The sequence below is a fragment of the Galbitalea soli genome, from assembly GCF_010686725.1.
Classification (GTDB): Bacteria; Actinomycetota; Actinomycetes; order Actinomycetales; family Microbacteriaceae; genus Galbitalea; species Galbitalea soli.
Map to the genome: position 1 here is coordinate 483,971 of NZ_JAAGWZ010000002.1, position 14,733 is coordinate 498,703.

A 14,733-nucleotide genomic window follows, 5' to 3' on the forward strand; every position below is an offset into this window, starting at 1 on the left:
CCCCGCGATGCGGGTTTTTGACTTTGCTGATGCCTTGTCGGATGCGTGACCAGCTCCCTGATCAGTTCCAGGCTCGCTGCGCATTGCAGCTAGACGTCAACGTGCAGCGGTTGAGCACGCTTCGGAAGGTGTGCGTCTGCTTGCCGTGGCTTGATGACCCATACTCCAACGCCGCCGCCGTTTGATGTGGCGCCCGGGCTGTCCAGTTGGGTTGGCCCAATCGCGAGACCTTGGGAGATAACTCGAACTTCATCGACAGTGCTGCTTCTCGCCGTTGAAAATTCCGATCGAGCGTGGTTTCTTGAGAGCAGTCGGCCCACTTCCAGCGTAAAGTTCGAACACTGTCGCCTCAGGTCCACTGCACCGGATGCCCCGCTCGAGTTCGCTCGGCGGGGCATTCGTCATCTCGGGCGAAACCACCGTGCGCCCTATTCTCGAGAATCGTGGTGCAGTGGAACCCGACGGGGACTCATTGGTCGTCAACAAGCATCCGCGCGCTCCCGCTGGTAGTGAAAGATGAGTGATGTGAGCGACCAGACCCCAGCGACGCCAATTCCGTCACAGGCGACGACCGACGCGGCGGTGGCCCCGGTCGCGCCGGGTGCGCACCGGGAGCTGCATCCGCGCGTTCGCTACGCGCCGGCCGTAGTGGCGATCCCGCAGGCGGCAGCGTTCGTGGCCGGCGTTCTCTTGATCGATGATCCGTCGTATCTCGCTGGCGTCTTCCCGTTCCTGGCTATGGCGCTCGCACTCGCGGTTGCACTTCTCGCGCTGATCTCTGTCGCATCCATCGGGCGCAATGGACTGCGCGAAGTCGTCATCGCGTGCTCCGTCCTGCTCGTCGAGGCGACCTTTCTCTGCGTGGCGGCGATTGCGGCGGGGGCGACCTCGTGACGCGGTCTTCGACCACGTCGGTTGGCCCTCTGCGGCCAAATCGAAAATCGCGGGAGTTCCTCGAAGGGCGGTGCATTGGCTGAGGAGCTGGACGAGGGCGGCGAAGCTCCGGTTGTTGATCCCGCTCTGTGGGTGGTGATCGAGCGTGATGGTGATCCGACGGGACGGAGGAAGAATCGAGCGGATTGGTCGATCAGGCCTCGCACGAGATCGACTGGCAGACGCTGGCTCATTCGATCTATCTGGCCCTGTTCAATTGGTAGCCGGGCGGCGAGCCTGGGCGGGGCAGCGCATGGGCCGACACGACCTGACGGCGCGACGGGCGTGCACCGCGGGTGGGGTCGCGATGTCGCCCGGATTACCGACCCCCGGTCATCCTCGCGGCCGACGCAGTGCCGCCGCAGCCCTGCCACGCTGGGGTGCAGGCCTCCGCGCACGCACCGCAGAGCACGGCGCTCCCCGCACGTGGCGTCGCACGGAGGCTTCACCTGGCCATTGGCCCGGTCGACCACATTTGGGTTGGGAATGACGCTGGATAACTTTCAATTGAGCTTTTTTTCCAATCCGGTGGGCTCGGCGTACCGGCAGTTGATTGACAGCCTCTTGCCGTTTGTGGAGTTCGTGGCGTTCTCTCCGGAGGATGTCGGCACCGACGACGTGGGTGATGGGGTGCTCCGGCGGATGGGCGTCAGCGGCGGGGTGGCCACCGAAGATGGTCTGATGCTGCCGCCGGGGGTGGATTCCCGGCGGGTGGCGCGGATCACCGCGGAGGCGGTCGTCGAGTTGACGGCGGCTCCCGCGCTGTTCGAGTGGCGCGAGCCGGAGCGACCGGAGAACCTGCACCTCCTGCGTTCTGACGGCAGCGCGATACTCAGTTCCGTCGCGATCGAGTACTCCGGTTGGCTGTCGTTCCGGGATGAGGGGGAGCTCAGCCGCTGGCAGGCGGCCGCGTCGGAGGCGGTTATGCAGTTGTTCTCGCGCGACGCGGACTACCCCGGCAAAGTCGAGCCCCTGGACGGCTTCGCTGCCGACGTGCGATCTGACGAGGCGTATGCGGTGTATCTCCGAGCGCGGGTGGGCATGCTGGATCCGGCCCTGCGTCCGGCGGTGGTCAGATACCTGCGCACCGCCGAGGTCGTTCTTCGCGGGGACCACACGAAGGACTTACTCGGCGAGACCTTCAACCGCGACTTCGGAACTGCATTTCTCTCAGATGGAACGTATTGCTGGTGGAAGGACACGGCGGATTACGTGGAGCATTACGGCATCGGTTTGAGTGAGGAGGCCCTCGCGCACATGGCGTCGAACGGCTGGGAATGCCCCGTCCTGACGGACGACGAGTGCTTCGACGTGGGCGACTTCATTGTCACCCGCGGGCTCGGTCGCTAGGCGAGCAGATGCGAACTGAGTGGGGCGGCATACGAGTCAGCGCAACCTCCGATCGGAAGCCGAAGATCATTGCCCGATGGGTTGTGCTCTGGGTAGTCAGCGCAGCGGCAGTCGTGGGCTCGTGGACGTTTCTCTGGTCCATCATCGACACGCCCGTCAAGGACATCACTCTGGTGAATGACACCGGAAGCGCTGTCACGCTGCAGAATTGCGTGGATGGCCGGAGTGACCTCGATGTCGGAGAAACTTTGACCATAACCGCGCCGCTCCGGATCGGGTTCGACCGATGCGTCGTGTATTCGGCGAGGACTTTGAGCTATCAGGGTTGCCTCATCCTGCATCTGCCCAATATCGCGGAGGGCGCGACAGTGCCGATAAGCGACCTCGACGCCGGAGTGCGGTTTTCCGCGTGCGATCGAGAATGAAGCACACCGTGGATCGGTGACGATGGGCATGTGGTCACCGAGGTCAATTGGGACGATCCGTGGGACATACATGTTCTAGCTACACGATGGGGCCCAGCACAATTGTCCAGAGACGATGTGAGATCGCCGGCCGCGCAACGCTCGCGAGCTGCAGGACGCCTACTTCGGGTTCTGCAGGTACAGCAACTGACCGACATAAATGTACGTGCCGTACTTGGTCGATTTCACATTCAGTTTCTCGATCGCGTCCCCGTTCAAATAGCCAAACCGGTGAGCAATCTCATTCAGGCGGTCGCCGGCGGCAACCTTGTATTGGTAAGGAGCGCCATTTTTTTCGGCGCTGACCGTTCCTCGCGCGCCGTCGACAACCCCGTAATCGTGTGGCAAGCCGTTCACCAGGGGTCCCACCCGATGAGGGACCGGTGTCTGAGATGGCGTCGGCGCAGTACGGATGGGAGGAGCGGCAGCACTCGAGCTTCCACCGTTCGACTGCGAACCGATTGTGGATGGCCCCGATGCCGATGCCGCTTTCAGAAACCCGCAGCCAGCGAGGCTCGCCACAACGAACCCTGCGACTAAAACCGCGGATACGGCCGTCGGCAACCTGCGTCTAGTTGTAAAAATCATCTGGTACTTGCGGGCATTCCTTGTTTATCGCAGTGAATTCGGCGTCAGTTCCGTTGACATTCGAGTAGGGGCTCCACGACCCTGGTCGGCCGTACGTGGAGATGAAGGTTTGAAGGCTCGGGGGGCTGTCCACAGTGAAACCATGCGCGGTCAGGCACTTAGCGAGGTCGCCTTTCTGATATTTCCACAGTGCAGTGTATTGCGCGGTATTGAGCGACTTCTCGAACTTCGACTGCAGCGGAAATTGCACATCGCACACCCAAGTCTGAATCTGAAACGCCTCGTCTTGTTTTCCGCCTACGTGAGTTTGCACTCCGCCGTCAGGCGTCACTGTCGCTGGATACCCTGCCTTGACCAAGCAAGCTGAGTGCGCCTGGGGCCACTCGTCGAGCGTGACCGCGCGGACCATCTGCGGACCCGGTAATTTGACACCCGGATAATCCTGAAGAAGGGCTTGCTTCTCGTTTTCAAGTTCGGGCGACAACGGCGAACTGCTTGTTGCGGCATTAAGCACTGCGGTCGACGAAGGGGCGTGGCTAGCATGGGAAGCCGGTGAGGTCGACGCCGCAGTGCATCCCGCACACGTGGCGAGAACGCTGCCAACGACGAACATCTGTGCGAGAGCGGCCCTCGTCCGGGACCTCGAATTGCAAATTGTCATGAACTCTGTCAGCAGCCCCAGGATTCTTGGGTCATCGGAGTTGTGTCGTATCCGATCGTTCCCCAGTCGGCGTAGCGTGACGGTCCGTAGGTCGACCGCTTCATGTAGGTGCTGCCGTTGTTGTAATCCGTTTCGACGTATCCAGCGACACCGTCGGAAATTTGATGCGCGAGCTTGCCCTTGTTCGTTGACGTCATGTGCGTGTAAGTGCCGTAGGACGAGCAATCGTCGTAGCCCCAGCGGTAGGCGTATGTCCAAGACGCTTGAGCCGCCGATGCGCCAACCAGTGCGAGCGAAGCGGCGATGACCAAGCTTGAAATTCCGAATAGAACAGCTTTGCGTTTCACGCGCAATCCTTCCTGACCCAGATGCGATGGTGTTCCATCGTCGCGAATAATCCTCGCCCCTCAGCTCGACATCAAGTCAGCAGAAGTGAGGACATCACGAATTTTGGGACTTGTGGCATGCTTCAGTAGTCCGAGCCGTCGTGCATCGAACGGCCGGCCGACCACACTATTGGGCTGCGATTCCAGGGTCCGGTTGGACACCCAATCCGCGAGGAGACACTCATGGAGAGCCCAAGAGCGCTCAATATCGTCGGGATCGTCTTCGTCGCTATAGTGATCGGCGCCGCCGCCGGTTGGGCAGGTTCGACTGTTTTCCATCCCGCCGCGCCCGCAGCGACACAAGCTAGATTCACGACCGCGAAAGCGACACTCGGAAGCGTCGGTTCATCACTGTCGTTGAACGCCATCGCCGAATGGACGACGACGCCAGTAGCTCGAAACGGAGCGGTCGGCACAGTCACGAAGATCTATCTAAAGCACCCGGGAGCGCTACACGCAGGTTCAAAGATTTACGCGGTCGACCTTCGTCCAGTCGTTGTTCTCCCGGGCGTCGTGCCGGCGTTTCGCGGGCTCGCGTTGGGCGACCACGGCGCTGACGTGAAGCAGTTGCAGGACTTTCTTGTGAACCAGCACCTCCTGTCAGGGGTCGCTCGCGGGACATTTGACTACGTCACTGGGCAAGCGGTCAATAATTGGCAGAAGTCGCTCGGCATCGATCCGACTGGATCGGTGCAGATGGGTGACGTCATCTATGTTCCAACGCTCTCGCAACGGCTCACTCTCGATCCGAAAGTGGTCGAGGTAGGTGCGTCTCTCATGGGCGGTGAGCAGACAGTTCTCTCGCTGCCCGCCTCGCCGGACTTCACAATCTCGACGACTCCTGACCTAGCGTCCGCTATTCCGCTGCAATCCGATGTAACCATTTCGGCACCAAGCGGGGCTCAGTGGTCTGCGGCGATTGGGCCGCAATCCACGGATCAACAGGGAAACGTCAACGTCGTTTTGCGGCCGAAATCGGGAGACACGATCTGCCCGCCTGACCAGTGCACACAAATACCCGCGACCGGGCAAACCTCTCTCAGTGCGAAAATCATCCTGTCCGCCACGGTACGCGGTGTTGTCATCCCAAGCGGCGCGCTTCGAACTCCGTCCAACGGAGCCCTCGAGGTCGTTGAAGCCGATGGGCGCATTCGTCGAGTGAAGGATCTTGCCGACGCTAACGGTCTGAGCGTTGTGTCGGGGATCCCTGCTGGAACGGTCGTTCGAGTCCCGGCAACGAGTTAGCCGACGGACCAATGCTGCGCATCACCGACCTCAGATTTGTTTACCCACGGGCGAAGTCCGCCACCTTAGAAGCCGTTAACGCAGTGTTCGAGCCCGGTCGCATGACCGCCATCACAGGGCCGTCAGGACGAGGAAAATCCACGCTGTTGTATGTCGCCGGGATCATGCTTCGTCCGACCGCAGGACAGGTGATCGTGGATGACGTCGACACAGGCCTGCTCTCGGATGCTTCCCGCGCCCGAATGCGGGCAAAGGCATTCGGATTCGTCTTTCAAGACGCGGCACTCGACTCCACGCGAACCGTCCTCGACAACGTCACCGAGTCTGCGCTCTACCGCGGAGATGCGCTACCAGGCGCAAGGCGACGGGCAACGGAGTTGCTGGAAATGTTCGGAGTCGAGCTCCGGTCGTCAGCGAAACCACATCAGGTATCCGGCGGACAAGCTCAGCGCATCGCGCTATGTCGCGCTTTGCTTGCAGACCCTCATCATCTCCTTGCTGATGAGCCAACCGGCAACCTGGACGCCGCGTCCGCCGCGGTAGTAATCAACGCGCTACGTGCCCGGGCGAACGCGGGCACAACGGTAGTCGTAGTGACGCATGACCCCAACGTGATCGCCGCCTGTGATCGTGAGTTCGAACTGTGAAAGCCCAAAGGTCCGCACAGGCGCCTCAGCTGCGGGACTTCCTTCGAGAAACCCTAGCGACCGTCAGATCCCAGGCCCTCACATCGCTCTTGGTGTTCGCACTGGTCGCCGCCAGCTGCGCGAGCGTGATCCTCACCTCGGGTCGCACGGACGGAGCGCAAGAACACGTGGTCGCATCGCTCGACTCCGCCGGCACTCGATCGATAACCGTGCAAGCGTCCACCGGATCGGAACTCGACCCGGCAGTCATCGGCCGGGTCAGGCGCATCCGCGACATCGCCTGGCTTGGCGCGTTCAGTGCCCCGATCGACGGACACAATTCGGCAATTCGCGACGACACCAACCTGCCCGTTCGAAACATGTTCGCGAGCTCACCCACACCGCTTCACCTCCCCCGTTCGATTCCCCTTCCCGGCAAGGAAGGGTGGTCTTCCCAGTCGGCTCTGTTCGATTTGGGGCTTCCCGACAAGGTTGGGGGCATCAGCCTGTCAAACGGGAAAAACATCGACGTCGCGGGAGAGTTGGTGACGCCGAGCTATCTGAATTTCCTGCAACCTCTAACCGTTGTGCCGGTGTCCGCGAGCGACGTTGGTCCAATCTCGGTCCTCGTCATCACGGTCAAGCGCCCAACACTGGTCTCTGCCGTCACGCGCGCGATGCTCCCTCTGCTCGGCACAACAGACCCGACAAAAATCACAATCTCGACAAGTCAGAACCTTGCTGAACTGCGTGGGCTCATCAAAGAGCAACTTGCCGCCTCGTCGCAGGCGCTCGTTGCAATCATTTTCGCTGTCACGGCCGCTGTGCTGGCGGCGATGCTGTACGGGCTTGTACTGATGCGGCGCAAAGACTTTGGCCGTCGACGAGCACTCGGAGCCACGAGATCACTGGTGATCGGCTTGGTTACATTCCAAGTCGCCTTCCTCGCGGCGGGGGGAGCGGTGGCGGGAGTCCTCGGCTCCGAACTGACGCTCGCGATCCAGCAGCAGCCCATCCCCGGAGTCTCATACGCGACGGCGGTCGCTGTGCTTGCCGTCATCGTCAGCATCGCCGCTTCCGTGATCCCCGCTGTCGTCGCAGCCAGGCGCGACCCGGTAGCAGAACTGCGCGTGCCCTGACCCCGGTTACACTTGCAAGCACATCATCCAAAAGCGACTGGTCCTCATAAAAGAGGACTATACAGACAAGTCGGTGTATGCCAACGTGAGCCGAGCAGGCCCCCGCCCGCAACTGGGCATACTTCTAGACAGGTCGTCGCATGCACCTCCACCATGGAATTCTCTCCGCTCGTTATCGCCGTCAGGGCCGGCTCGGTCGATGGACGTTCGGTATCCTGACTACCGGCCTTAGCGCGACTCTTCTCGTCGCCGGCGTCTTCTCCAGCGGACCGGCGCGCGCGGCAACGCCCGCTACAGCGGCGGCTGTTCCGACGTCGACCGCGAAACTTGCCGACGTCAAAGGCGCAGCAGCCAAATCAACAGACATCGCTATCGACGGCATCGGAGAGTCTGACGGCTACCACCTTCGCGTAGCGCGGGAATCGTCAGCCTATGCCTGGTCCGACATCGCCGTGATCAAACCAGCGAACCTCGACGAGTCGACCTGGTACGGATACCAATGCCTCACTGATGATGGCAAATACGCGGCTGTCTCCGTGCTCCCCGCCGACGGAGAGGACATCGAATCGCAGCGCACCGCGGGCGCATATGCCTATGAAGTCGACATCGCATCGGGCAAAGTCACCGCGCTCGCCTCCGGAGTCGGCTCGTTCTACTTCTCACCGAGCTGCGGCGCCGGCGACACCGCGACGTTCACCGCGAGTATCGGCGCCGACCAGCAGACCACCGAGCTGTCGACCTACTCCCTCGCAACCGGTATGCAAACCAAACACTCCATCGTGGCAGGCCAGATCACCTCAGCCGTCGTGACCGGACAGATGCTCGTTGGCGCACGCGGAAACGCACTTGTGCGCATCGCAAACGGGGGTACAGCCAAGGCGCCAATCGCCGCCACCACGCTCACCAGCGCGATGAACGGCGCCCCGTACTCCCTCGTCCCCGCCGCGGACGGCGGGCTGGACTTTCTCTCGCACGCCGCCTCAAATGACAGCGCCGCGGTCTGGCACTACTCAGCCGGCTCACTCAAGAAATTGGGAACAGGAGAGACCAGCGAACTGCGCCTGTTCGAGGGTGCAAACGGAGTCAACACCGCCACGGGAACACAAACGTTCACGACGAACGCCCACATCAAGTTGGTGAAACTGACACACCTCGGAATGGCTCCAACAACCGTGTCACTTCGCCGCAACGCCGCTTTCGGCTCGATCCGACGTTCCACGCCGGTCAAGTCAAGCAAGGCATCCAGCCCCAACCTGTCGACCAAGAACTCCGACGTCGCCGCGCTCGAACTCACCGCGACCCACAAACTTTTCAACTCCAAGTTCACGACAACTCCGTCCACGAGGTCACGGAGCATTCGGACAACCGGTCCACGGGGCTCGGCAAAGTCCTCCGATGGAGACGACATATCCGGCGTATCGCCAAAAGAAAGCAAGACAGCCGCAACTTTCAAAACCGGAGCAGCAAGCACCGCAGCTTCGATCACAGTCGGGAGCACCACCGATCACAGCGTGACACCGGCACTTTCACCTGGCGCCACGACACCCACGTGCGCCGTCCCACGCCTTTCGCCGACTCTCCAAGCCATGCAACCCGGCAACGCTCAGGTGAGTTGGGCCATTGAAATGGCTGAGCAAGGCCTTCTGACCGGCTCCTCGTCCACTCGCCCAGCGAACTTCGACAACATGGGTCTGGCTTCTTATTCGCCGAGCAGCGATTTCCCGCCGGTGCCATTGAGTCACCCTTCTTCGGACACCTGGAATTCCGTACCGCGTTCGGTCATGGAAGCAATCGTTGCGCAAGAGAGCAACTTCAATCAGTCGTCTTGGCATGCACTGCCTGGCATCGCAGGGGACCCGCTCATCGCCGACTACTACGGTGCGGGCAACAGCATTTCGACCATCAACTATCCCGCCGCTGACTGTGGGTACGGTCTAGCGCAGGTCACCACCGGTATGCACGTTGGTGACACCACCATCACAGCGCATGGGCAGATGAAAGTCGCCGTCGACTATCAAGAGAATGTTGCCGCCGGTTTGCAGATCCTTGAGAAAACGTGGAACCAGCTCTATGCGGCGGGAATCACAGTGAACGGTGGCGACCCTCGGTACTTGGAAAACTGGTACCTCGCGGCATGGGCGTACAACACTGGCATTCAGCCCACCGCGGCGTTCGGGAACACCACCGGTTGCACACCCAGTGCATCCTGCACCGGTCCCGATGGGACTTGGGGACTCGGGTGGTCCAACAACCCGGCCAACCCTTCGTATAGCCCCGCGCGACTGCCCTATCTCGAGTACACGTACGGCGATGCCGCTCACCCGTCGTCCTGGCCTTACGAAGAACGAATCATGGGATGGATGGGTTCGGCGATCGTACGGTATGGATTCACCGCGTACACGCAGGCCGACTTCCACGGGGGTGAGGGATGGCTCCAAATCCCACCCACGACCGCGTTCTGCTCAACGGCGGGGGATGACTGCAATCCTGCAACCTCGACTTGCTCGCTCTCCGACTCCGAATGCTGGTGGCACACACCGGTGACGTGGATCACCTCCTGCTCAAACACCTGCGCCACGAGCAGCTACACAGACGCGGCTGGTAGCTCAGAACCCACCTATACCCCTCCGGCCACCAGACCCGTGACGAAGACCTGCACGATCGACACCTCCCAGGTGCCGGCCGGTTCTCTGATCACCGACGATCTCGCTACGCCAGCAGACAACCTTCAGGGGTGCTCAGGGTCGGCGTGGACCAACAGCGGATCGTTCACGCTGACGTCTGGTCAGAATTCAAGCGGCGATCCAATCGGAGACATCGACCTTCATCAACTCGGGGCTGGTCTCGGGGGACACGTGTACTTCACGCACACCGAGCCGGCGTCGAGCACATCCCTGATCGACAAAGGCGTGTGGGCACCTTCGCTGCCAAGCACACAAAACTACAAAATCATGGTGCACCTCCCGGCCACCGGCGCCGTCGCCGTCGACGCCACCTACACCGTCAACCCCGGTGGCGGAGGGCAACAGACCGCCGTTCGACTGAATCAAGACTTCGGACAAGAGGTTTGGGTCTCGCTCGGCACCTTCGGCATGCAACCCGGCGGCACAGTGACGCTCACGAACGCCAGCTCGATGACCGCTGGAGCCTTTGACGTCGCCTTCGACGCCATCGCCTTCGTGCCCAAGGGAGGCACCCCGAACATCCCGCTCGGTGGACCCGTCAAGCTCCAGGATGCACCTGCCGGCTCCAACCCGGCGTGGGTCAACTGTTTGTGCGGGAAGCGAGCCGCGGGGGATCCGGTCGACACCAGCACCGGCTACTTCGGCATCACCTCTCAGGACCTCGCCACAGGTGGGCGCGGGGCATCCCTGAACCTCACCCTCACTTACTCCTCAGCGTTGGCCGACCCTTCGGGTCCCGCTGGGTCGAGCGCCATCTCCGGAGCGTTCGGTCCGGGGTGGACATATTCATACGGCCTCAGCGCGACCACCGACCCATCGACGAGCGCCGTGACGATACTCCAGGAAGATGGTTCCCGGGTGGGATTCACATTGTCAGGATCGACCTACACGCCGACCTCCCCGCGATTCGACGCGACCCTCACGAAGTCCGGCACAACCTACACATACTCGCGGCGTGGGACCTTCATCGCACTATTCGACACATCCACGGGACATCTGACGGCCGAGTATGACCAGGCTGGCTACGCCGCATCGCCCAAATATGGTGAAGCGTTCGCCTATGACGCCTCAGGGCACCTCCACACGGTCACAGACGCAGGCGGAAGGGTTTATACGTTCACGTGGACCGGCAGCCACATTACTTCCGTCGTCAGTTCCGCCAGCCAACAAGTGGACTATAAATACAACGCGTCCGGACAGCTGACCGACATCTATGGCGTCGGTACTCTGCGACCCGGCGGCGTTGACGGGGACCAGGATCACTCCCAATACACCTACACCGCCGCGAACCTGATGTCGTCGTTCCGCACCCCGAACAACTACGGCAAGACCGGGACGCCAACTCCGACCACCTCGATGCTTTACGACTCGTCCGAGCGAGTGACGTCGCAGACCGACCCGATGGGCAAGACAACCACATTCACCTACGGCCCTGACACCGGAGCAGGTCTCGTCGCCGGCCAGACGTTAGTTACCGATGCCGTCGGCCATAAAGACCTCCAGACGTACACCAACGGGCTGCTGACCTCCGACACGAAGGGTTACGGAAGCGCAGTCGCACAAACGTGGACCTACGCCTACGACCCGCAAACGCTCGGTGTTTCACAGCAGACAAACCCCGACGGCGGAGTCGAGACGTTCACCTACGACGACAACGGTGACCAGACGTCGCTCAGCGATGCCCTCGGCCGGACCACAGATTTCATTTACGACGCGAACGGCCATGTCGCTGAGGAGACGACACCGGATCTGGTGCAGACCACCAATACCTTCAACGCGGCAGGAGCTCAGACCAGCGAGACGATCGCTGAACCTGGACAGAGCGCCGAGAGTAGCGACAGCAACCCTCCGGCAACGGTCAGCCGCACCGAATCCGTGACCTACCCCTCGACCACTTATCCCGCGGACCCGTCCGTAGCCACCGATTATGACGGCAACAAGACGACGCTGACTTTCGACGCGTACGGCGACATGACGTCAACAAAGGACGCCGCAGGAAACACGACGAAGTACGGATACGACACAACGAAAGGTCTGCTGACCGCCACGGTGTCGGCCCGCGGTGTCGCTGCCGGAAGCACAACCTCATGCGCACCCCCCGCAACTGGTTGCACGACATACACTCACGACGCCTGGGGCAGAGTCCTGATCACTACCGACCCACTCGGTCACACCACGAAGCTGACCTACGACGCAGACGGGGACGTGCTCACGTCAACTGACGGGGATGCGAACACAACCACAACCACATACGACAACGACGACCGGGCAGTGACAGTCGCCGCCCCGACAGGAACCGAGACTACGGTCTACAACGACGACGGGACATCGCACTCTGTCACCGACCTCGGCGCGCACGCCACCACCTATACGTACGACGGTCAGGGGCGCGTGAGCACGGTCACGGATCCAGATTCCAAAGTGACCCAGTACGGTTACGACGCGGACGGCAATCAGAACAGCCTCATCGACCCGAACGGAACCACGACATCCTCTGTTTACGACAAAGCAGGCGAGCTCGCCTCCGTTAGCTATACGGGGACCTTGACCGCGCACTCGGTCTCTTACACCTACGACGCGGCCGGCCGACGAGCGACCATGACCGACGCCACCGGGACCTCGACGTACAGCTATGACAACTTTGGTGAACTTGTTTCGTACGTCAGCGGTGCCGGCACAGCGGTCGGTTACACCTACGACGCGGAAGGCAACCAGACCTCAATCGTCTATCCCGGAGCAGGCAACACCGTCACACGAGGCTTCAATACGCTCAATCAGCTGGCGAACATCAAGGACGCCGCCGGACGGCAAACCACTTTCACCTATGACGCCGATGGCCGCAACACACTCATCACCTACCCGAACGGAACGACCGACACCATCGGATACAACAACGCATCTCAGGAAACCTCGACTGCCTTGGCCAAGGGCGCTACGGCCCTCGGAACCTTCACTTACGGTCGCGATAACGCCGGGAACGAATCGAGTTCGACGCCGGCAAACGGGGCACTGGGGTCCGCGACGACCTACACGTATAACGCGAACAATGAGTTGAAAACTTCGGTCACGGGAGGGACAACCACCAGCCACAGCTATGACAACGCCACCAATCCCACCCTCAACGGCGCAACAACTCAGGTGTTCGACAGCGCAGACCGGCTCTGCTGGGCCACGACAACGACGGTGACTTCCCCAAGCTGCAGCACACCAGTCTCCGGCGCGACCGTGTACACAACAAATGCTGACGGTCAGCGCACGTCAAAGACGCCGTCAGGTTCTACCGCCACCAACTACGCATGGAACGGAGCTGGTGAGCTGGACAACATATCCGGTGCGGTGACTGCCTCCTATGTCTATAACGGCGACGGACTGCGGACCAGTAAAACCGTGGGTTCCACGACAACCTCATTCACCTGGAGCCCCGCCGGGACCGTTCCCGAGATGCTCACCGACGGAACGCTCGACTACATATACGGTCCTAGCGGCGCGCCGATCGAACAGACAGCTACTGCCGGCGCGAGCCCCGACTGGTACTTCAACGATGCGCAAGGCTCGACCGCGGAACTTGTCGACTCGACCGGCGCGGCAGTCGCCCACTATTCATATTCAGTAGCTGGAGCAGTGACTAGCAATACCGGCACGACGTCCACGCCGCTTCAATTCAATGGGCAATACACCGACACTGAGTCTGGGTTGATCTACCTGCGGGCGCGCTACTACGACCCAGCCACCACGTTGTTCCTGTCGGTTGACCCGCTCGTCGGTGCCACCCACGCCGCCTTCGTCTACGGCATGAACAACCCATTGGACGTGTTCGACCCCCTGGGATTGTGGGGCTGGGGTGACACTTTGGCCGTAGTGGGTATTGTCGGCCTCGTGGTCGCTGGCGTTGCCCTGACCGCAACCGGTGTCGGCGCAATCGGAGACGCAGGAGTAGCAGTGGGAGTCGCGGAATTAGGAGCTGACATCGGTGCCGACGTTGCCGCGGATGCTATTGGTGACGCGGTTGGGGAAGGTATCGCTGAGGAGGGCATCGCCGCTGACGTCGATACCATCGGAACAGGAGCCCGAATAACTCAGGGCGCCGAAAAGGTCACCAAGATCACAGATGTAGCAAGCAAGGTCATTGATGGAGGGAACTGCGCGGTGAAGAGAACCTTCGAGGCCTGCTCTTCCATCGCCCTCGATGTCATCGGAGGACCCCTAGGAAGCATCGGCAACGCGCTCGCCGGCAAGCTAGGAAGGGACGGAATTAATTTGGCTCTCGGCGCGATCGGTTTGAACAATGCCGTGCCAGACGGGGTGGAGGGCCTGAAAACAGTCGTGTGCGGCTAGTAGTCTGCCCGTCACCACGTCGACACGCGGTAGCTGTCCTCGAAAACCAGAAGGAAAGTCCATGGCTAAGTCTGTGCCGTTCCGGATAGCCGGAGTGCTCATCCTCATCGCAGTAGGAGTGGGCGTCTATCTCATTCACCAATACACCCACGGTCGAAGCCTTTACATCGCCGACGGGTGTGAGATCCCGGCTTCCTTCGAAATGTTGCACGCCACACACACCGTGTCGCCGAGCCATCCAATCGCTCTCACCGCGCCGTCGGATCAACCCGTGGATCGGCGGTACCTAGTCAGCGAGGCGGGCCACACGATCACCATTCAA

The 14,733-nt window shown here is 61.3% G+C and carries 10 protein-coding genes; 7 read left to right on the forward strand and 3 right to left on the reverse strand.

Features of this window, described 5'->3' with window-relative positions:
- Positions 1–525 precede the first annotated feature (525 nt).
- The 3 genes from G3T37_RS08425 to G3T37_RS08435 all read left to right on the forward strand — a co-directional run bounded on the left by G3T37_RS08425 (position 526) and on the right by G3T37_RS08435 (position 2,708).
- Positions 526–894 carry a hypothetical protein gene (locus G3T37_RS08425; RefSeq protein WP_163473058.1) on the forward strand — a complete coding sequence of 123 codons (369 nt, stop codon included), beginning with the start codon at positions 526–528 and terminating at the stop codon, positions 892–894.
- Positions 895–1,419: 525 nt separating this feature from the next.
- Entirely contained in the window at positions 1,420–2,283 is an 864-nt protein-coding gene (locus tag G3T37_RS08430; RefSeq protein WP_163473060.1) for a hypothetical protein, read from the forward strand.
- Positions 2,284–2,291: 8 nt separating this feature from the next.
- Entirely contained in the window at positions 2,292–2,708 is a 417-nt protein-coding gene (locus G3T37_RS08435; RefSeq protein WP_163473061.1) for a hypothetical protein, read from the forward strand.
- Positions 2,709–2,867: 159 nt separating this feature from the next.
- Here the strand turns inward: G3T37_RS08435 and G3T37_RS08440 are convergent, their stop codons facing one another.
- The 3 genes from G3T37_RS08440 to G3T37_RS08450 all read right to left on the reverse strand — a co-directional run bounded on the left by G3T37_RS08440 (position 2,868) and on the right by G3T37_RS08450 (position 4,343).
- A complete protein-coding gene (locus tag G3T37_RS08440; protein WP_163473063.1) occupies positions 2,868–3,104 on the reverse strand; it encodes a hypothetical protein in 237 nt (78 codons plus the stop codon).
- Positions 3,105–3,318: 214 nt separating this feature from the next.
- A complete protein-coding gene (locus tag G3T37_RS08445) occupies positions 3,319–3,849 on the reverse strand; it encodes a hypothetical protein (RefSeq protein ID WP_163473065.1) in 531 nt (176 codons plus the stop codon).
- A gap of 155 nt (positions 3,850–4,004) precedes the next feature.
- Positions 4,005–4,343 carry a hypothetical protein gene (locus G3T37_RS08450; protein ID WP_163473067.1) on the reverse strand — a complete coding sequence of 113 codons (339 nt, stop codon included), beginning with the start codon at positions 4,341–4,343 and terminating at the stop codon, positions 4,005–4,007.
- Between the two features lie 222 nt (positions 4,344–4,565).
- Between G3T37_RS08450 and G3T37_RS08455 the strand changes: the two genes are divergently transcribed.
- The 4 genes from G3T37_RS08455 (at position 4,566) to G3T37_RS08470 (ending at position 14,411) form a co-directional block, all read left to right on the forward strand.
- On the forward strand, positions 4,566–5,627 hold the full coding sequence (locus G3T37_RS08455; RefSeq protein WP_163473069.1) for a peptidoglycan-binding domain-containing protein: 1,062 nt from the start codon (positions 4,566–4,568) through the stop codon (positions 5,625–5,627).
- 11 nt (positions 5,628–5,638) lie between these two features.
- Entirely contained in the window at positions 5,639–6,274 is a 636-nt protein-coding gene (locus G3T37_RS08460) for an ABC transporter ATP-binding protein (protein WP_163473071.1), read from the forward strand.
- Between the two features lie 92 nt (positions 6,275–6,366).
- Positions 6,367–7,392 (forward strand): ABC transporter permease, encoded by a 1,026-nt coding sequence (locus tag G3T37_RS08465; RefSeq protein WP_163473072.1) that lies wholly within the window; start codon positions 6,367–6,369, stop codon positions 7,390–7,392.
- Positions 7,393–7,532: 140 nt separating this feature from the next.
- On the forward strand, positions 7,533–14,411 hold the full coding sequence (locus G3T37_RS08470; protein WP_163473074.1) for an RHS repeat-associated core domain-containing protein: 6,879 nt from the start codon (positions 7,533–7,535) through the stop codon (positions 14,409–14,411).
- The last annotated feature ends 322 nt before the right edge of the window (positions 14,412–14,733 follow it).